The organism is Amycolatopsis thailandensis, assembly GCF_002234405.1.
Lineage (GTDB): Bacteria > Actinomycetota > Actinomycetes > Mycobacteriales > Pseudonocardiaceae > Amycolatopsis > Amycolatopsis thailandensis.
The window spans coordinates 1-17,511 of record NZ_NMQT01000005.1 but is presented as its reverse complement, the minus strand read 5'-3'; the positions used below and the strand labels follow the sequence as shown (position 1 = coordinate 17,511).

The 17,511-nt window shown below is 69.1% G+C and carries 15 protein-coding genes and 1 pseudogene; 6 read left to right on the top strand and 10 right to left on the bottom strand.

Annotated elements, in window-relative coordinates:
- Positions 1-242 precede the first annotated feature (242 nt).
- Positions 243-2,561 (bottom strand): phosphoribosylformylglycinamidine synthase subunit PurL, encoded by a 2,319-nt coding sequence (purL, locus tag CFP71_RS01020; protein WP_167405955.1) that lies wholly within the window; start codon positions 2,559-2,561, stop codon positions 243-245.
- A 95-nt stretch (positions 2,562-2,656) separates the two neighbouring features.
- Between purL and CFP71_RS01015 the strand changes: the two genes are divergently transcribed.
- Positions 2,657-4,282, top strand: a complete 1,626-nt coding sequence (locus CFP71_RS01015) for an ABC transporter ATP-binding protein (RefSeq protein WP_093931924.1) — start codon at positions 2,657-2,659, stop codon at positions 4,280-4,282.
- Positions 4,279-6,006, top strand: coding sequence for an ABC transporter ATP-binding protein (locus CFP71_RS01010; RefSeq protein WP_093931923.1), 1,728 nt, complete (start codon positions 4,279-4,281; stop codon positions 6,004-6,006). Before CFP71_RS01015 ends, CFP71_RS01010 begins: the two co-directional genes overlap by 4 nt.
- 68 nt (positions 6,007-6,074) lie before the next feature.
- On the opposite strand, the gene purQ is transcribed toward CFP71_RS01010, so the two are convergent.
- Entirely contained in the window at positions 6,075-6,755 is a 681-nt protein-coding gene (gene purQ / locus CFP71_RS01005) for a phosphoribosylformylglycinamidine synthase subunit PurQ (protein ID WP_093931925.1), read from the bottom strand.
- The gene (gene purS / locus CFP71_RS01000) at positions 6,752-6,991 is read right to left on the bottom strand and encodes a phosphoribosylformylglycinamidine synthase subunit PurS (protein WP_093931922.1); all 240 of its coding nucleotides are present in this window, start codon (positions 6,989-6,991) and stop codon (positions 6,752-6,754) included. The genes purQ and purS overlap by 4 nt, the downstream gene beginning before the upstream one ends.
- Positions 6,992-7,057: 66 nt before the next feature.
- Between purS and CFP71_RS00995 the strand changes: the two genes are divergently transcribed.
- Positions 7,058-7,831, top strand: coding sequence for a hypothetical protein (locus CFP71_RS00995; protein WP_093931921.1), 774 nt, complete (start codon positions 7,058-7,060; stop codon positions 7,829-7,831).
- A 102-nt stretch (positions 7,832-7,933) separates the two neighbouring features.
- Entirely contained in the window at positions 7,934-9,514 is a 1,581-nt protein-coding gene (locus tag CFP71_RS00990) for a GMC family oxidoreductase (protein WP_093931920.1), read from the top strand.
- Between the two features lie 104 nt (positions 9,515-9,618).
- Here the strand turns inward: CFP71_RS00990 and CFP71_RS00985 are convergent, their stop codons facing one another.
- The 4 genes from CFP71_RS00985 to CFP71_RS00970 all read right to left on the bottom strand — a co-directional run bounded on the left by CFP71_RS00985 (position 9,619) and on the right by CFP71_RS00970 (position 13,429).
- Positions 9,619-11,121: an aldehyde dehydrogenase family protein gene (locus CFP71_RS00985; RefSeq protein ID WP_093931919.1), complete on the bottom strand. Its 1,503-nt coding sequence runs from the start codon at positions 11,119-11,121 to the stop codon at positions 9,619-9,621.
- Between the two features lie 125 nt (positions 11,122-11,246).
- Positions 11,247-11,648, bottom strand: coding sequence for an Imm1 family immunity protein (locus CFP71_RS00980; RefSeq protein WP_093931918.1), 402 nt, complete (start codon positions 11,646-11,648; stop codon positions 11,247-11,249).
- The gene (locus CFP71_RS00975; RefSeq protein WP_093931917.1) at positions 11,645-12,247 is read right to left on the bottom strand and encodes a DddA-like double-stranded DNA deaminase toxin; all 603 of its coding nucleotides are present in this window, start codon (positions 12,245-12,247) and stop codon (positions 11,645-11,647) included. Before CFP71_RS00975 ends, CFP71_RS00980 begins: the two co-directional genes overlap by 4 nt.
- A 27-nt stretch (positions 12,248-12,274) precedes the next feature.
- Entirely contained in the window at positions 12,275-13,429 is a 1,155-nt protein-coding gene (locus CFP71_RS00970) for an MFS transporter (protein WP_093931916.1), read from the bottom strand.
- A gap of 62 nt (positions 13,430-13,491) precedes the next feature.
- On the opposite strand from CFP71_RS00970, the gene CFP71_RS00965 reads away from it, so the two are divergent.
- Complete coding sequence (locus CFP71_RS00965) at positions 13,492-14,436, top strand: ArsR/SmtB family transcription factor (RefSeq protein WP_093931915.1); 945 nt, start codon at positions 13,492-13,494, stop codon at positions 14,434-14,436.
- Between the two features lie 34 nt (positions 14,437-14,470).
- A complete protein-coding gene (locus CFP71_RS00960) occupies positions 14,471-15,106 on the top strand; it encodes an MBL fold metallo-hydrolase (RefSeq protein ID WP_093931914.1) in 636 nt (211 codons plus the stop codon).
- Between the two features lie 249 nt (positions 15,107-15,355).
- Here the strand turns inward: CFP71_RS00960 and CFP71_RS00955 are convergent, their stop codons facing one another.
- From CFP71_RS00955 to CFP71_RS44750, 3 genes and pseudogenes are all read right to left on the bottom strand, one after another.
- Positions 15,356-16,510 (bottom strand): DUF418 domain-containing protein, encoded by a 1,155-nt coding sequence (locus CFP71_RS00955; protein ID WP_093931913.1) that lies wholly within the window; start codon positions 16,508-16,510, stop codon positions 15,356-15,358.
- Positions 16,511-16,589: 79 nt separating this feature from the next.
- On the bottom strand, positions 16,590-17,336 hold the full coding sequence (locus CFP71_RS00950) for a TetR/AcrR family transcriptional regulator (RefSeq protein ID WP_093931912.1): 747 nt from the start codon (positions 17,334-17,336) through the stop codon (positions 16,590-16,592).
- A 4-nt stretch (positions 17,337-17,340) separates the two neighbouring features.
- Positions 17,341-17,511, bottom strand: a pseudogene (locus CFP71_RS44750) (DUF2334 domain-containing protein); the annotation flags it as partial.

Genomic DNA, 17,511 nt, shown 5'->3' with positions numbered 1-17,511 from the left:
ATGTGAGGTCCGTGAAGGGCTCCTTGAGGGACGCTGGGTCCCTCAAGGAGGCCTTCACGGACTTTGCGTTCGGGAGACATGACCGTGGTGAAGGCTCGACGGCGTTGCGAAAGCCACGTTCGCAACGTTGAGCGTTGCGAACGTGGCTTTCGCAACATCCGAAACCGGCAAGTGGGCAGGCCAGGCACAAGCCACCTTTGCCTTACCCCTCAATTGAACCGTCCTCACCACTCACGACACCGTCAGTCGAACAGGGCCGGGAGCGTCTTCTCCCAGGTCTCGCGGAGCTCGTCCAGCGTGAACTCCGTGATGCCCTGGAGTTCCAGCGAACCCGACTCCGGGTCCACCACACCGGTCTTGCGCCACGGCAGGCCGCGCGCGGTCAGCATCTCGGTGAACCGCAGTTCCTCGGTGCGCGGCACGGCGACCAGCACCCGGCCCGCGGACTCGGAGAACAGCTGCACGAACGGGTCCTGCTCGGAGTCGAGGAAGACACGGGCGCCGCACTGTCCGATGAGGACGGTCTCGACAAGCGTCTGGATCAGGCCGCCGTCGGAGATGTCGTGCGCGGCGGAGATCATGCCGTCACGCGAACCGGCGATGAGGATGTCGGCGAGCAGCTTCTCGCGCGCCAGATCCACGCGAGGCGGGCGGCCGCCGAGGTGGCCGTGCAGTTCGCGTGCCCAGGCGGAACCGTCCAGCTCGTCGTGGGTCTCGCCCAGCAGCAGCAGGGTTTCCCCGGCCTCGGCGCCGATCCCGGTCGGGATGCGGCGGGTGACGTCGTCGATCACGCCGAGCACGCCGACCACCGGCGTCGGCAGGATCGCCACGTCACCGGTCTGGTTGAAGAAGCTGACGTTGCCGCCGGTGACCGGGATGCCGAGTTCGACACAGCCGTCGGCCAGACCGTGCACGGCCTGCTCGAACTGCCACATCACGCCCGGGTCGGTCGGCGCGCCGAAGTTCAGGCAGTCCGACACCGCGACCGGCTTCGCGCCGCTGGTGGCGACGTTGCGGTACGCCTCGGCCAGCGCGAGCTTCGCGCCCTCGTACGGGTCGAGGTAGACGAACTTGCTGTTGCAGTCGGTCGAGACGGCGACGCCGCGGCCGGTGGACTCGTCGATCCGGATGACGCCGGAGTCCGACGGCTGCGCGGACACGGTGTTGCCGCGCACGTAGCGGTCGTACTGGGAGGTCACCCATTCCTTCGACGCCTGGTTCGGCGACGAGATCAGCTTGAGCACGTCGGCGCGCAGTTCGTCCGAAGTGGACGGGCGCGGCAGCTTGGCCGAGGTGTCGGCCTGCAAGGCGTCCTGTGTGGACGGTCGCTGGATAGGGCGGTCGTAGACCGGGCCCTGGTGCGCCACGGTGTGCGCCGGGACGTCGACGACGACCTCGTCGTTCCAGGTGATGACGAGGTGCTCGCCGTCGGTGACCTCGCCGATGTCGGTGGCGATGACGTCCCACTTCTCGCAGACCTTCATGAAGGCCTCGACGTTCTCCGGCGAGACGACCGCGCACATGCGTTCCTGCGACTCGCTGGAGAGCACCTCCGCCGGGGTCATCCCAGTGGCGCGCAAGGGAACCCGGTCGAGGTAGATGTGCATGCCGCCGTCACCGGCCGCCGCGAGCTCCGACGTCGCGCAGGAGAGCCCGGCGCCGCCGAGGTCCTGGATGCCGACGACGAGCTTCTGCGCGAACAGTTCGAGACAGCACTCGATGAGCACCTTCTCGGTGAAGGGGTCGCCGACCTGGACGCTGGGCAGCTTCTTGCGGCCGCCCGAGCTTTCGTCGCCGGAGAAGGTGTCGCTCGCGAGCACGGAAACGCCGCCGATGCCGTCGAGGCCGGTGCGCGCGCCGAACAGGATGATCTTGTTGCCCTTGCCGGAGGCGAAGGCCAGGTGCAGGTCCTCGACGCGCATCGCACCGACACACAGGGCGTTGACCAGCGGGTTCCCGGAGTAGCTCGGATCGAACACGAGCTCGCCGCCGATGTTCGGCAGGCCGAGGCAGTTGCCGTAGCCGCCGACGCCGGCGACCACACCGGGCAGCACGCGGCGGGTGTCGGCCGCGTCGGCCGGGCCGAAGCGCAGCGCGTCCGCCACCGCGAGCGGACGCGCGCCCATCGCCATGATGTCGCGCACGATGCCGCCCACGCCGGTCGCGGCGCCCTGGTACGGCTCCACGTAGGACGGGTGGTTGTGGCTCTCGACCTTGAAGGTGACCGCCCAGCCCTCGCCGATGTCGACGACGCCCGCGTTCTCGCCGATGCCGGCGAGCATCTTCTCCTTCATCTCGGGAGTGGCGGTCTCGCCGAAGTAGCGCAGGTGCTTCTTCGAGGACTTGTACGAGCAGTGCTCGCTCCACATCACCGAGTACATCGCCAGTTCGGCGTCGGTCGGACGGCGGCCGAGGATCTCCCGGATCCGGGCGTACTCGTCGTCGGCGAGGCCGAGTTCGACGTACGGCTGGGTCTGCTCCGGGGTCTTTTCGGCAAGTGCGGTGGTGTCGACTGGGGCGTCAACGGTGCTGGTCACGGTGTCCACATCAGGGTTCGCCACGGCCCTAAGAGTAGGTGAGGGGTCTGTTCACCCTGCCGTCGCCCACGGATAAATCGGTCGCGCCGGAGACGGTGATCCGCTTACCGTCGATAATCGTGCTTTCCGCCACATATCCCCTTCCGCGACTGCGGCTGCCCGCCAAGCCGACCGCTTGGCGGTACCTCGTCGCGATGATGTTCGCGCGGCCGGGCCTGCTCGTCGTGTCGGCGATCAGCGGTGCGCTGTGGTCGTTGCCGATCGCCCTGCTGCCGGTCGCGATCGGCCGGGGTGTCGACGCGATCGGCCGCGGTGACGGCGACTCCGTCTGGCTGTGGGCTCTCGCGGCCGCCGGGCTCGGGATCGCGCAGACGCTCGCGGGCACTGTGCAGCACTTCGCGTCCTACGGCTGCTGGATCCACGGCGCCGGGGTAACCCAGCGCCTGGCCACCGAGCACGCCGCGAAGCTGGGCGTGAACCTGCGCGACACGACCACCACCGGTGACGTGGTCGCGATCACCACCAGCGACATCAACCCGATCGGTGACTCCTTCGAGGTGCTCGGCCGGGCCTTCGGTTCGCTGATCGCGTTCATCGTGTGCGCGACGGCGCTGCTGACGACGTCCCCGCTGCTCGGCGTGGTCGCGCTGGTCGGCGTCCCGCTGGCGGTGGTCGGCATCGGCCCGCTGCTGAAGCCGCTGGAGAAGCGCCAGACGAAGCAGCGCGAGGAAAAGACCGACGTCAACGCGCTGGCCGCGGACATCGTCTCCGGCCTGCGGATCCTTCGCGGTGTCGGCGGCGAGAAGCAGTTCCTCGACCGCTTCCGCCGCTCCAGCCAGCGGGTCCGGGCGGCCGGTGTCCAGGTCGGGCGCAGCGAGGCGTGGCTCGCGGCGGCGGAGATCGCGCTGCCGGGTCTGGTCACGGTGGTCATCACCTGGCTGGGCGCGCAGCTGGCGATCAACGGCACCATCGGCGTCGGCGAGCTGATCACGTTCTACGGCGTCTCGGTGTTCCTGGTGGTGCCGGTGACGACGGCGACCGAGTTCGCGGGCGTGCTGAGCGCCGCGCTGGTTTCGGCGCGGAAGGTGTGCAAACTGCTGTCCACCGAACGCACGCTCGGCGAACCCGAGCACCCGGTGCCGCTGCCGGAAGGGCCGCTGGACCTGGTCGACGAGACGTCAGGGATCAAGGCCGAGGCCGGGAAGCTGACCGTCATCGACGTGGGGGCCGATGCCGAGGCGGTGGCGTCGCGGATGGCGCGGTTCACCGACCGGGGTGAACCCGCGCTCGCCGGCGGGGCCCCCGTGGATCAGGTCGCGCTCGGCGAACTGCGGCGGCGGGTGGTCTACGCGCACAACCAGGACATCTGGTTCTCCGGGGTGCTGCGCGAGCAGGTCGCCCCCGCCGAACCCGGCGAGGTCGAGATCACCGAAGCGCTGTACGCGGCGGACGCCGAGGACATCGTGGACGCGCTGCCGAACGGCGTCGACGAGGTGATCGGCGAACGCGGACGCGAGGTTTCCGGTGGTCAGCGGCAGCGGCTGAACCTGGCCCGCGCGCTGGCGACCGACGCCGACGTCCTGCTGCTCGACGAGCCGACCTCGGCCGTCGACGCGCACACCGAAGCCCGCATAACCGAACGCGTCGCGAAGCTGCGGCGCGGCAAGACCACCGTCGTGTTCAGTCAGAGTCCACTGTGGACGCATGTGGCCGATGTGGTCGTGAGTACGAAAGTGCCCGCATGAAGAAGCTGCCTTTGGCAGACAAGAAAGACGTTCGACGATGGATAAGGGTGACCGCGCGGGACAACAAGCGCGAGTTCTCCGTGATGCTCGGGCTGTTCTGCGTCGCGACCGCGATCGGGCTGGCCGGGCCGCAGCTGCTGGGCGCGCTGGTGGACGAGGTCGTCCAAGGCACCACGACCGCCACGATCACCTGGCTGGCGATCGCGTTCGTGGTCGTGCTGGGCGCGCAGGCCTGGTTCAAGGGGCTGGCGCGGCTGCGCGCGCGGGTGTTCGGCGAGCGGATCCTGGCGAACAACCGCGAGGAGTTCGTCGGGAACGCGCTGAACCTGCCGCTCGGGACGGTCGAGGCCGCGGGCACCGGTGACCTGCTCAGCCGCGCGACCACCGACGTCAGCCGCATCGACCACGCGGTGCGGTTCGGCGCTCCGGAGATCCTGATCGCCGCCGTCACGGTGGTGTTCACGGTGATCGCGATGGTGGTCACGTCGCCGTTCCTGGCGCTGGGCCTGCTGGTCGCGCTGCCGCTGCTGGTGCCGGTGAACCTCTGGTACCAGCGACGGGTGCCGGACGTGATGCGCCGGATGCTGGACCGGTGGGCCGAGTTGCAGTCCACCACGCACGAGACCGCGGAGGGCGCGCGGACGGCCGAGGCGCTGAACCTGACCGGCCGCCGCGTGCGCGCCGGGCACGACGGTCTCGACGCGGCGATGCTGGGCGAACGCAAGATCCGGGCGCTCCAGATGCGGTGGATCCCGTCGCTGGAGATCAGCTACGTGCTGCCGGTGTCGGTGATGCTCGGGCTGGGCCTGCTCGCCTACTCGAACGGCTGGGAAGGACTCGGCACGATCACCGCGATGCTGCTGTATTCGCAGGTCATGACCGGCCCGCTGAACGAGGCGCTGTTCTGGCTCGCGGACATGCAGGTCGCCGGTGCCTCGCTGCGGCGGCTGCTGGGCGTGCGGCCCGCTCCGTCTTCAGGTGAGAGCTCGGAGGCTCCGCGCGGTCAGGACATCGAGGTCCGCGACGTGCGCTTCGGCTACAACGCGGAGCGCGAAGTGCTGCACGGGATCGACCTGCGGGTGCCCGCCGGTGAGCGGCTGGCGATCGTCGGCCCGTCCGGTGCCGGCAAGTCGACGCTGGGACGGCTGCTGGCCGGGATGTCCGCGCCGACGTCGGGTTCGGTGCGGATCGGCGGGGCCGAGGTCTCGACGCTGCCGGACGACGTCCTGCGAGGCGAGGTCCTGTTGCTGACGCAGGAGCAGCACGTTTTCGCGGGGACGCTGCGGGACAATCTCACGCTGCCCGCCGGGGACTGGTCGGACTCCCGGCTGCTCGACGCGCTGACGTCGGTCGGGGCTTCGGAGTGGGTGGCGAGCCTGCCGGACGGGCTGGACACGAAGGTCGGGGCCGGGGCGGTCGCCGTCCCGGCGGCGATGGCGCAGCAGCTGGCGCTGGCTCGGGTGGTGCTGGCCGATCCGCACACGCTGGTGCTGGACGAGGCGACGTCGCTGCTGGACACGGGTTCGGCGCGAGAACTGGAGCGTTCGCTGAGCGCGGTGCTCGAAGGGCGGACGGTGATCGCGATCGCGCACCGGCTGCACACCGCTGCCGCGGCGGACCGGGTCGCCGTCATCGAGGGCGGCCGGGTGACCGAGCTGGGTTCGCACGCGGAGCTGCTGGCGGCGGGTGGGCCCTACTCGGCTCTGGTGGCCGCGGCCTCCTGAAGTGACAGGTGTGTCATGAGGGGTCCCCATAGGACACCTTTCGTCCCATGGGGACCCCTCATGACACTTCAGGCAGTGGCGACGAGTGCGTCCACGGCGCTGTAGAACATGCCGAGGCCGTCATCGGAAGGCCCGGTCAGGGCGTCGATGGCGTGCTCCGGGTGCGGCATGAGCCCGACGACGCGGCCGTTCTCGCTGCGGATCCCGGCGATGTCGTTGCGCGAGCCGTTCGGGTTGCCGCCGACGTAGCGGAACACCACGCGGCCCTCGCCCTCCAGCTCGTCGAGGGTGGCCTGCTCGGCGACGAAGCAGCCGTCGATGTTCTTCATCGGGACGATGATCTCGGCGCCCTTGTCGTACCGGGTGGTCCACGCGGTGTCGTTGTTCTCGACGCGCAGCCACTGGTCACGGCAGATGAAGTGCAGCCCGGCGTTGCGGATCATCGCGCCCGGCAGCAGCCCGGCCTCGCACAGGATCTGGAAGCCGTTGCAGATGCCCAGCACCGGCATGCCCTTGTGGGCGGCCTCGATCACCGAGGTCATCACCGGCGCGAACCGGGCGATGACGCCGGCGCGCAGGTAGTCGCCGTAGGAGAAGCCACCGGGGACGACGACGGCGTCGACGCCCTTGAGGTCCTCGTCCGCGTGCCACAGCGGGACGGCTTCGGCGTCGGCGTAGCGGACCGCGCGGGCCGCGTCACCGTCGTCGAGCGTGCCGGGGAAGGTGATGACCCCGATCCGGGCGCTCACGCGTCCACCCGCCGGATGGTCCATTGCTCGATGACGGGGTTCGCGAGGAAACCTTCGGCGATCTTTTCGAGCGTCGCGTCGTCGACGGAGTCGTCGACCTCGATCTCGAAGTGCTTGCCCTGACGGATCCCGGCGATCCCGGTGAAGCCGAGACGACCGGCCGCGCCGAGCGCGGCTTGGCCCTGCGGGTCGAGGATTTCGGGCTTGGGCATGACGTCGACGACGACTCGGGCCACGGCAGGCTGCTCCTTATTCACGCAGGTCGTGGGTACCGCCCGAGCCTACTTCACTACGGTTGACGCATGACCTACGGGCAGTACGCGCCGCCGAAGAAGCCGAAGACCTGGCTCTGGATCACGCTGACGCTGGTCGTGGTCCTGATCGCGGGCGGTGTCGCGTTCACCGGGTTCGTGACGCCGGGGTTCTTCAAGTCCAAGGCCGACACCACCTCGCGCGCGACGCCGGAGCAGCTCAGCCAGTCGTTCGTGAACGGCGTCGCCGAAGACAGCGCGAGTCAGCTCTGGTGCGCGATCCGCTCGAAGCGGTCTTACGCGTTCGAGCAGACCATGGGAGTCTCCGAGGGCGCACAACTCAGCACGCCCGCGCGTCAGCGTGCGGCCGAGGAGTACTCGGCGGCGTTCACCTCCGGGGGCCTGACCGTCGGGATCGCGATGATCCCCGGCGAAGGCGGCTGGTGTGTGCGCGACGCCAAGGTCGGCGGCGAGCCCGAGCCGCTTCCGAGCATCGAGACCCGGCCGTCGCCGCGCCCCGACGTCAAGACCGGCGAAGAGGCGGGGAACAAGTTCGTCGACGCGATCAACGCGCGTGAGATCCCGGCCGCGCTGGCGGTGCTGTGCGCGAAGGTGCCGGACACGACCCGCGACGGCGTTCAGCAGATCATCCACGGCGAGGCTCGGTACACCGTGGAAAAGGCCGACGTGCTGACCACCGCGAAGCAGACGATCCTGCACCTCGCGGGCGAGAACGACGGGGTCCGGAAGCCCGGCCGGGTGGAGACCGAGGACGACGCCGACGGTGGCCCCTGCGTCGCTTCGTTCGCCCCCGACTCCGACTGAGCTCGCACCCGTCCTTCGACTGGGGGATGCTCGGAGCGCGGCGTTGGGCCAAGATGAGCCCATTGGCGGGGCGTCAACACCGGGCGAGCAGCAGGAGGCACCGTGGCCGATCAGGACTCCTTCGACTACGTGATCGTCGGCGCGGGCAGCGCGGGATGCGTACTGGCGAACCGGCTGAGCGAGGATCCGTCGGCGCGGGTGCTCCTGCTCGAAGCGGGCGGCGAGGACGACGCCGACGAGATCCACATCCCCGCCGCGTTCCCCGGTCTGTTCAAGACCAAATGGGACTGGAACTACGAGACGGTCGAGCAGAAGCACACCGGAAACTCCCTGTACTGGCCGCGAGGGAAGACGCTCGGCGGCTGTTCCTCGATCAACGCGATGATCTACATCCGCGGCAACCGCGCCGACTACGACGGCTGGCGCGACGCACACGGCGCCGAGGGCTGGGGTTTCGACGACGTCCTGCCGTACTTCAAGCGGGCCGAGGGGAACCAGCGGCTCGGCGGGCCGCTGCACGGCACCGACGGGCCGCTGAACGTCGAGGACCGTCGCTTCACCCACGAGCTTTCGCACGCCTGGGTGGATTCCGCCGTCGCGTGGGGGCTCAAGCGCACCGACGACTTCAACGGCGAGTCACAGGAAGGCGCCGGCGTCTACCAGGTGACCTGCAAGAAGGGACGCCGCTGGTCGACGGCCGACGCTTACCTGCGGCCGGCGTTGTCGCGCTCGAACCTGACCGTGCGGACCAACGCGCAAGCCACCCGAGTGGTCTTCGAAGGCACCCGCGCGGTCGGTGTGTCCTATTTGGACAAAGGTGTCGAGACGACTGTCCGGGCTTCGGCCGAAGTCCTGCTGAGCGGCGGCGCGGTGAACTCGCCGCAACTGCTGATGCTGTCCGGCGTCGGCCCGGCGGAACACCTGCGGGAACACGGGATCGACGTCGTCGCCGCGCTTCCCGGCGTCGGCGGCAATCTGCACGACCATCCGGCCTGCGCGATCATCTGGTCGACCCGCGGCACCACCGACCTGGTGGACGCGGCGACGCCCGGCGGCCTGGTGCGCTACCAGCTCACCAAACGCGGCCCGCTGGCGTCGAACATCGGTGAGGCCGGTGCTTTCTTCCCCGCCGCGGACGGGGTCTCGCCGCCGGACATGCAGATCCACGTCGCGCCGACGTTGTTCTACGACAACGGAATGCGGGAGCCGACCGTGCCCGGCTTCACCTCGGCGGCGACGCTGGTGGACGTCGCGAGCCGGGGACGGCTGCGGCTGAAGTCGGGGAATCCCTTGTGGAAGCCCGAAATCGACCCGGCTTACTACGCGGAGTCCGTGGACATGGAGAAGATGCTGGCCGGGCTGCGCGCCTTGGTGGAGATCGGGAAGTCCGGTCCGCTGGCGCGATACCTCGACAAGCCGTTCCTGCCGGAGCGCCATGACCTGACCGACAGCGAACTGGCCGACTACGTGCGCGAGAAGACGCAGACGCTGTACCACCCGGTGGGGACCTGTTCGATGGGGACGGACGAGAACGCCGTCGTCGACCCGTCGTTGAAGGTGCGCGGGGTGGACGGGCTGCGGGTGGTGGACGCGTCGGTGATGCCCGTGGTGCCGCGGGGGAACACGAACGCGCCGACGATCATGGTGGCGGAGAAGGCCGCGGACCTCATCCGGGGCGCTTGACCTTCCCTTTCACGCCTCCCTCAAGCGCAATGAAGGGGCCTTTCATAGCAAATTTTGCTATGAAAGGCCCCTTCATTGCGCGCGGGGGTTGACGAGCGGGCGGGTCAGCGTTTGCCGTGCAGCACGGTGATCAGCTTCGCCACCAGGGCGTCGGTCTTTTCCTTGCGGGAGAACGAAGTCAGCACGATCGGCGCGGTGAAGCGCTGCCGCGCGACGGCCTTCGGGCGGGCGAACTCGCGCAGGCCTTCCGGGCCGTGGATCCGGCCGAAGCCCGAATCGCCGACGCCGCCGAAGGGCAGGGAAGCGATGCCGGCGAAGGAAAGCGGCGCGTTGATCGACGTCATGCCGGTGCGCAGGCGGGCGGCCAGTTCGAGGCCGCGCGACTTCGAGAACACCGTCGAACCGAGACCGTACTTCGTGTCGTTGGCCTTCTCGACGGCCTCGTCCATGTCGCGGACCTTGGCGATGGTGACGGTCGGACCGAACGTCTCCTCCTTGACCGCCGCGGAGTCCTCCGGCACGTCGACGAGCACGGTGGGCTGGACGTAGCGGTCGCCGACCGCGTCGACACCGCCGACCAGGGCCTTGCCGCCGCGTTCGATGGCGTCCGCGATGTGGCGCTTGATCACCGCGAGCTGCGAAGGCATCGTCACCGGGCCGTACTGCGCGGCCTCGTCCGAACCGGCCCGCACGTCCTTCGACTTCTCGACGACCTTCGCGACGAACTCGTCGTGCACGCGCTCGTGGACGTACACGCGCTCGACGCCGATGCAGGTCTGACCCGAGTTAGAGAACGCGCCCCACACCGTCGCGTCGGCGGCGGCCTCCAGGTCGGCGTCCGCGTCGACCAGGACCGCGTCCTTGCCGCCCGCCTCGATGATCACCGGCGTCAGCGTCTCGGCGGCCGCGGCCATGATCTTCTTGCCCGTTCCGGTCGAGCCGGTGAAGGCGATCTTGTCGACGTTCGCGCTCACGAGCGACGCGCCGGTCTCGCCGAAACCGGTGATCAGCTGGAGCACCGGCCATTCCGGGACGACCTCGTTGAAGGCGTCGACCAGCCATTTCCCGACGCCGGGCGTGTACTCACTCGGCTTGAAGACGACGGTGTTGCCGGCGGCGAGGGCGTAGGCGATGGAGCCGAGCGGGGTGAACACGGGGTAGTTCCACGGGCCGATCACGCCGACGACACCGAGCGGCTGGTACTCGACCGTCGCCGCCTGGTTCGACATCATCAGCCCGGCCGCGCGGCGCTGCTTGCCGAGGATCTTGCGCGCGTTCTTGCCCGCCCACGCGATGTGTTCGATGGCGAGGACGCTCTCCAGCTGCGCGTCGGCGATCGGCTTGCCGGTCTCGTCGCGGACGACCTGGCACAGCTGCGGCAGCCTGCGGGTGATGACGCCCTTCCAGCGGCGCAGCCGTTCGGCGCGACCGTCGTAGCCGAGCCCGGCCCACCATTCGGCGGCGTCCCTCGCGCGGGCGACGGCGGCGCGGACGTCCTCCCTCGTGTGCACCGGGTAGGTGCCGACGACCTCGTCGGTCGCCGGGCTGAGGGAATCGAAGGTCTCCCCCACGCTGTGCGCGGTCGGCTTCGGCTGGACTGCGGTCATCGACTTCTCCCGTGTCTCGGCTCAAAGCCCAGGCTACGACGTTACTGACGGCGTGCCAATAGCTCGCCTGGGGCGTGCCACCAGCATTACACAGGAGACGAGAGCCGCAAGGCCGTCGAAGCCGGTCAAGCCTCCGTTGCCCATTCCACGCAAGCCGGACGCGCACCTCCGGTGCTCAGGAACTCCTGCGCGGCATTACGTGCGTCCGCCGCGGGTATCTCGGCGTCGTCCGGATACTCGAACTCCGCGCGTCCCAAGTAGTAGATGACCTCACCGTGCTCCGGTAACGGGAAGGCACCGCTCTTGCTGTAGTACTCCTGGTCCTCGTCCGCGTAGCGCAGAGTTCCCCGATCCCCGTGCAGGCCCACGGTGAGATCCGGTTTCATGATGTCGCCGTCGACGAAGATCTGGACGACCTGCGGGCCTTCCAACGCGGCCACGGAATCGAGCACGGCGTCCAGCTCCGTCTCACCAGTGACGATCACGGGCTGATCCGTATGACCGTGGTAGCACGCCTCGAGAGTCATCCTGGTTCTCCCCTGTAGTAGTCGACGGTTCGCGTGCCGTCCTCTGTCACGCCGTAAACGGTCATGGTCGTGCCCTCGGGAAGAATGCGTGCGAGCAAGCGATCGCAGCCCGCGATACCCGCGCAGGGGACGTTGTTGATCGTCTTCCCACTCACGAGGTGTCGCGATTCGGCCTCACCCCGCCCTCGCGCGAACCACAGCCCGTGGGTCTTTTGGCCGGAAGCCGGCTTCACCGGCGGCGGCAATCGAGCACGAAGCCGAGCGATGCGCTCCGAAGATTCTCCCGCGCCAGACGCTCCCGCGCCTGCGACCACCGGAACCGGCGCTCCGGCCGGCCCGGTCAAATGCCGTAGATAGACCTCGATTCGCGACAGCGCCTCTTGAACTCGCGCGGTCGTGGCTTCGACTTCCGCAAGCGCCTCGTCGAAGACGCCTGGCACCGCGGCCGTGTCCAGGTCTCGCACACCGGCCAAGGCCACGCGGTACTCCGCCAGCGCCTCGATCAGCAGGCCGCGGCTTCGCCGCAAAGCGGCGATGGCCCTGGCAGCGGCGGTGCTCGCGGCGTGAATGCGAGCGGCCAAGCCGTCGACACCGGCCACCGCCCACCTCCCCGGACGCCCTGACGATCATGACCCCTGCTCCGCAGGAACACCAGATATGTCGCTCGTTGTGACCCTCTTGCGGATCTGCAAACCCACTGCCACCACCGCGGCCCCCACTCCGAGCAGTGGGGCCAGCGCGACCGGCAGCACCCCGATGGCCAGCGAGCCCAGCCCGAACCCCGACGCCTGCACGGTGAAAGCCAGCGAGAACCCCTCGGACCGACGGCGTTCCGGCAGCAGTTTCTGCAGGTTGACCGACGAAACCGCCATCAGCGGACCAGTGCAGAGCCCGACGAGCGCGACCCCGCCGAGGAGACCCGCCCAGCCGAGGCCCGCCGACACCACGATCCCGCCGATCACGAAGCCCGCCAGGAACAACCGCGGGTCGCCAACCTTTCCGCGCGCCGCGTAGAGCGCGCTCCCGGTGATGCTGGCGGCACACAGCACGACGATGACGATCGACGTCGCCGAATCGGGCGCGCCGAGGCGCTGGACGAGTGGCAGCAGGCCGACCTCGATGGTCGACAGCAGCAGACCGACGGTGAACAGCCCCATCAGCCAGGGAACACAAGCGGCGACGGGCATCGCCTGGTGTTCGACTGTCCTTTGTGGATCACGGGCGACCGCTCGCCGCGGCACGAGCAGGGCCGCGAGCAGGGCGACGACCGCCATCGCGAGCACCGGGACGACCGGGCCGGACGTCGCCAGGAGCGCCACCAGCAGCGGCCCGCCGACGATGACGCCTTCCATGATCATCGCGTCGACCGAAACGGCGCGAGGCAGCTCGTCTTCGGTCACCGTCGCGGCGAGCAACGTCCGGAAACCGCCGCTGAGACCGCCCGCGAGCAGCCCCGGCGGGATCGCCAGCGCGAGCAGCACGAAGTCCGGGGCGCCCGCGGAGGCGACCGCGGCCAGCAGGAACAGCCCCGCGGCGACCAGCGGCAACAGCACGACGAGACCGCGTGCGGGTCCGGCACGGTCGAGCAGTCGCCCGGTCGGCACGGCGCCGACCATCTCGGCGGCGACGAACACGGCCATCATGACCCCGCCGAGCCGGTACGAACCGGTCGTCGCGGTGGTCAGCACGGTGAAGGCGAGCGGGGCCATGGTCGCGGGCAGCCGGTTCAGCTGAACCCCCGCCGACCAGCGCCAATACCCGGAATTACGCAGCAACGTCATGTCAGGAGACACTGCCGGGCGGGGCATGGCCGAAACCATTGATTAGGTAATAGCCTAATCGGATGCTCGAACTGGTCCTGACCGCCGAGAGCGCCCACCGCGTCCGCTTCGGCATCTCGCCGCTCGACGAGACCATGGGCGCGATGCAGACCCTGCTCGGGCGGCGCGGGCACCCGAGTCACCTGCCGTGGCTGCGCGAGGCCGCCGCGAAACTGCCGGACCTGCCCATCGGCGACTTCACCAGAGTGATGAGCGCGCGGCACTACATCACCGACTTCCTCAGCCCGCCGCCGACCGGGCCGGAGACCACCGCGGCCGCCCAGCTCGCCGAGATCCGCCGCACGCCGCCGGACCAGGTCGCGCGCGAACTGTCCAAAGTAGACGCGGACTTGAGCGGACTCCCCGGAGACCCGGCCGTCGCACGGGATCTGCTGGCCGATCAGATGGAGATCGCCTGGACCGAACTGGTCGAGCCGCATTGGCCGCGGATGCGCCGCTTCCTCGTCGCCGACATCGAGGAACGCTCACGACGGCTTGCCGCCGGCGGGATCGCGCTGGTGCTGGAGGACATCCACCCGCGCGTGCGGCTCGTCGACGACGTCCTGGTGATCGAGATGACCGAACGCGGCCGCGTCCACCTCGACCGACGCGGCCTCCTGCTGATCCCCGGCGTCTTCGCGTGGCCTTCGGTCGGCGTGATCACGATGGAACCGTGGCAGCCTGCGCTGCTCTACCCGGCGCGCGGTGTCGCCGAACTCTGGTCCGACCCGGAACGCCCGCCCGACGCGCTGGCGGGCGTACTCGGCCGAACGAAAGCCGCGCTGCTCACGACCCTCAACGAGCCCGCGAGCACCACCGAGCTGGCGCGCAGGCTCGGCTTCTCCGCGCCGACGGTCTCGCAGCATCTGACCGCGATGCGCGCGGCGGGCCTGCTCGACACGCGGCGCCGCGGCCGCGAGGTGCGCTACCTGCGCACCGAACTTGGCGACGCCCTCCTCCGGGCATAGGCTGGAAAACGACCTACCTCGAAGGAGAACATCGATGCGTATTGTCCACTTTGGACACGCTTGCACACTTTTGGAGACCGAGGGCGCGCGGATCCTGATCGACCCCGGCACCTTCTCGGTGGGTTTCGAGGGCGAGCGTGAACTGGACGCCATCCTGATCACCCACCAGCATTTCGACCACCTCGACGTCGAAAGGCTGCCCGCGCTGCTGGAAGCGAACCCCGGCGCTCAGCTGATCGTGGACCCGGGATCCGCCGACGCCGTCCGGAAGCTCGGCGCCGAGTTCCAGATCGCGAGCCCCGGCGACGCGTTCGGCATCGGGTCCAGTGGCATCAACGTCGTCGGCGGTGAGCACGCCGTGATCCACGAGGACATCCCGGCCATTCCGAACGTCGGCTACATCGTCGATCACGGTGCCTTCTACCACCCGGGTGACTCGTTCTTCGTGCCGGAACAGAAGATCGACGTCCTCGGCCTGCCCACCGGCGCCCCGTGGCTCAAGGCGGGCGAAGCCGTCGACTACCTGCGCGCCGTTTCGCCGCGCCTCGCCGTCCCGATCCACGAAGCCGTCCTCGCGCGGCCGCAGATGCACTACGGCCTGTTCGCCAACCTCGCCCCGGAAGGCACCGAGGTGAAGGTGCTCGACGTCGGGGAACCCGTGAAGCTCTAACTGAAGGGAAGACAAAGGGGGGCGTGGCGGGCGGCGAGCCCAGCCGGGGTGAAGGGGACTTTCCCCGCATCGCACGCAGCGAAAGCTCCCTTCGCGTCAAGCCCCGCCGGGTTCCGGTGCTTCGGATGTCTCAAAGGGGGCCTTCAGGACGTTGAACGTCTCAAGGGCCCCCTTCAGGACACGACATCGGGACCACCCGACCCAGGCCACCCCGCCATCATCTTCGGCACGACGCGTTTGCCTTTCGGCTCACTGACTCCGGTAAGCCAGTTTCCGCACCAGGATCTCCGCCGGGCCGCGGTAACCCTTCCGGTGCATCCAGTACGCGACGACGACCGAAAGCAGCCACACGCCGAGCCCGCAGGCGGCCGCCACGAACGTCGGGTCCTTCGCCTGGCCGCCGAGGCCCAGCATGAACGGCGGCGCCAGGATCAGCCACGCCACCGACTGGAACAGGTAGGCGCTTAGCGTGCGCTGCCCGAGCGCGGAGATCGCGGTGACGACCACGCCACGGTTCTTTTTGCCGACTGCCATGCCGATGAGGCCGAACAGGCTGAGGTAGCCGATCGCGCCGAAAACGCCCGCTCCCTCATACAGCGTCTTGGCGAGCGCGGCAGTGTCGGCGTCGAACCCGACGTAGTCGCCGGCGAAGAGACCCATCGGCAGGGCGCCCGCGATCGCGACGCCGAATCCGCCGAACAGGCCGACGAGGAGCAGCTTCCGGTTCGGCTCCTCCAGCAGGCGCTTCTTCGCGGCCCAGGCGCCCACCCAGACGAAGAGGATCGACGGCAGCAGGACCAGCGTGATGGACGGCCATTCCACCAGCCGCCCCTGCAGGGCTTCGCCGTACGTCGGCGCCAGAGAAGACGCGTCCTCCGGGGACGGCACCGGCGCGCTCCCGGAGTTCCCGGTGAGCACCAGGTACATCAGCACGGCGAGGTAGCAGAGGGCGAAGACCAGGTAAAAGGCCGGAAGCCGATAGAAACCCTTGCCACGTTTCAAAAGCAGCAGGGTGAACACGATCCCGATAACGCTGTAAGCGCCGAGCACGTCACCGGAGAAGAACAGCACCCCGTCGACGGCGCCGAAAACCAGCAACCACGCGTGCCTCCGGAGCAGGACTCCCCGCGTTCGGGGCCAGGACTCACCCAGAGCTTGCTGACGATCCGCGAACTGCACCATCCCGTAGCCGAGCATCATGCCGAACAGCGGCAACGCGCACGCGTGCACGAAGACGAACAACCCGACGAAGTACGGCCGCTCCAAGCCCTGCGGCGTCTGGTCGACACCCGGCGAGTTCCCCAGGAAGATGCTCGCGGTATGCGCCAGCGCGACCAGCAGCAGCGCGAAACCCCTGGCCAGATCCGGTGCGAGCACTCGCTCGCTGGTCGGCAACGACTTCATTGTTCCCCCATCGAAGGTCTTTAGTATCCAACGTACACTAATTAGTGTCCGACGGATATTAAAGGCGGGTCGAGGGTGGTCAGTTCGCGTCGATGAGAGCGGCGACGCCGTTGAGGAGGACGTCGAGCCCGAAGCCGAATTCGGGGTCCTCGGCCTGGTCGGGCGTGCCGAGTCCGGAGGTCAGGAAGCCCACCGCGTCCGGGAAGCGCTCCGGGTCGATCAGCTCGGCGAGGCTCTTGCCGTAGGCCTGCTCGGACTGGGCCTGGCTCAGCCCGCTGTCCTTCCTGCCTTCCGCGAGCTGGAGGGCCTGCGCGCACGCGAGGCGTACATAGCCGCTGACCAGTACCAGAACCCCGCCTCTGGTGCCCCAGTCGAGACCGGTGTCGCGCAGCGTGCGCAGGATCGCGTCCATCCAGGCGACCGCGTGCGGGCCGGCGGGCGGACCGGACAGCGGCAGCTCGACCAGCCACGGATGGCTCATCAGCACGTCACGGTTGGCCTCGGCCAACGCGGTCAGCTCGGCCCGCCAGTCGCCGGTGGACACCACCGGCGGCGGGTCGCCGATGGCGAAGTCGGCCATCAGCTCCAGCAGTTCCGACTTGGAGCCGATGTGGCGGTACAGCGACATCTTCGTGACGCCAAGATCCTTCGCGACGTTCGCCAGCGTCACGTTCGCGACGCCTTCGCGATCGGCGAGGGCCACGGCGGCCGCCACGACGCTGTCGACGTCGAGCACCGACGGCCTGCCGCGCGTCGCGCGTTCCGACCGGCGCCAGAGCCGCAGCAACGTCGCCTGTGCGTCACCCCGGTCGGCCTCGTCGGTCATCCCGTCAATCTAGTTGCAGGGACCGCGGCCGTGAGAGCGAGCCATAAGTGGCCCCGAAAGCCCGGTTCTCCAGCGAGACGTCGACGGCGTCGAGGAACGCCTGCCGCAGCCCCGGGCGCGCGAGGTCGGCGGCGTCGATGCCGAGCCGGACGAGCCCGCCCCGGCGCGCGGCCCT

What these genes read in the sequence shown, in the direction of transcription:
- CFP71_RS01010 (WP_093931923.1), top strand. Translation starts at nt 4,279, where the DNA reads ATGAAGAAGCTGCCTTTGGCAGACAAGAAAGACGTTCGACGATGGATA.
- CFP71_RS00995 (WP_093931921.1), top strand. Translation starts at nt 7,058, where the DNA reads ATGACCTACGGGCAGTACGCGCCGCCGAAGAAGCCGAAGACCTGGCTC.
- CFP71_RS00985 (WP_093931919.1), bottom strand. Translation starts at nt 11,121, where the DNA reads ATGACCGCAGTCCAGCCGAAGCCGACCGCGCACAGCGTGGGGGAGACC.
- CFP71_RS00980 (WP_093931918.1), bottom strand. Translation starts at nt 11,648, where the DNA reads ATGACTCTCGAGGCGTGCTACCACGGTCATACGGATCAGCCCGTGATC.
- CFP71_RS00970 (WP_093931916.1), bottom strand. Translation starts at nt 13,429, where the DNA reads ATGACGTTGCTGCGTAATTCCGGGTATTGGCGCTGGTCGGCGGGGGTT.
- CFP71_RS00965 (WP_093931915.1), top strand. Translation starts at nt 13,492, where the DNA reads ATGCTCGAACTGGTCCTGACCGCCGAGAGCGCCCACCGCGTCCGCTTC.
- CFP71_RS00960 (WP_093931914.1), top strand. Translation starts at nt 14,471, where the DNA reads ATGCGTATTGTCCACTTTGGACACGCTTGCACACTTTTGGAGACCGAG.
- CFP71_RS00955 (WP_093931913.1), bottom strand. Translation starts at nt 16,510, where the DNA reads ATGAAGTCGTTGCCGACCAGCGAGCGAGTGCTCGCACCGGATCTGGCC.
- CFP71_RS00950 (WP_093931912.1), bottom strand. Translation starts at nt 17,336, where the DNA reads ATGACCGACGAGGCCGACCGGGGTGACGCACAGGCGACGTTGCTGCGG.